The organism is Streptomyces sennicomposti, from assembly GCF_019890635.1.
Lineage (GTDB): Bacteria > Actinomycetota > Actinomycetes > Streptomycetales > Streptomycetaceae > Streptomyces > Streptomyces sennicomposti.
The window spans coordinates 1-774 of the sequence record NZ_JAIOAB010000139.1 but is presented as its reverse complement, the minus strand read 5'-3'; the positions used below and the strand labels follow the sequence as shown (position 1 = coordinate 774).

General features: G+C 68.0%; 1 pseudogene. It reads left to right on the top strand.

Features of this window, described 5'->3' with window-relative positions:
* A pseudogene (locus tag K7787_RS31420) lies at positions 1-669 on the top strand (hypothetical protein); the annotation flags it as partial.
* Positions 670-774: the final 105 nt, after the last annotated feature.

The window sequence follows — 774 nt, the reverse complement described above, 5'->3', positions numbered from 1 at the left end:
GCCCAGCACCAGCTCGATGCCGCTCTGGCCACCATGCATGCGGACGGCACCGGAAGAATCATGGCCATGGCGCACGATGTCGTGCTCACGCTTCCAGAACATGACAGGGAACGTCTGACGAAGCTGGCCGATGTCCGCAAGGACGAGGACGTCTGGGAGCACGAACGCAATTACGAGCGAAACAAGCGCGCCTACCTCGGTGACGACGTCCTCAAGGATCCGGGCAGCGCGGTGGTGTGGTGGCTCTCACGGAACGAGGAGGAGATCGAGGGAGCGGTCGAGCGGATCGGCATGCTCGCCCAGTTGTCCGCCGCTGCCAACAACGACACGGTGGCGCCTCCCTTCGAGCATCTGGTCTCCCCGCCGTGGACGGATCGCGCCCATGAGGAGGACGCCTCATCGGGAGCCCCCGACTGGGGGCAGCACGATGTGGACGACGTGCCTTTCGACGCCTTCCCCTCGGACCGGGGAGTCGACTCGTTCTTGGCCTGGTTCGGCTTCTCCGCCGAGGATCCTGACGTGCGCCTGTTCGCCAAACGGCTCACCAGACTGGCTGCGGCCCACGGGAAGACGGACATCGTCGACGCCTTACGGCACCGCTTCGCGCCCGACCCACCGGAGCACGGGGACACCGAGCCTCCTCGCTCGGCGGAACAGGGCGGCGAGTGACGCACCGGCCCGGACTCCCCTGAGCGGAGTCCGGGCCGGCCGGTGAAGATCTGCGGAGCCTACAGCCCCGCCGCCTCGCGCAGCGCGTCCACGCGGTCGGTGCGT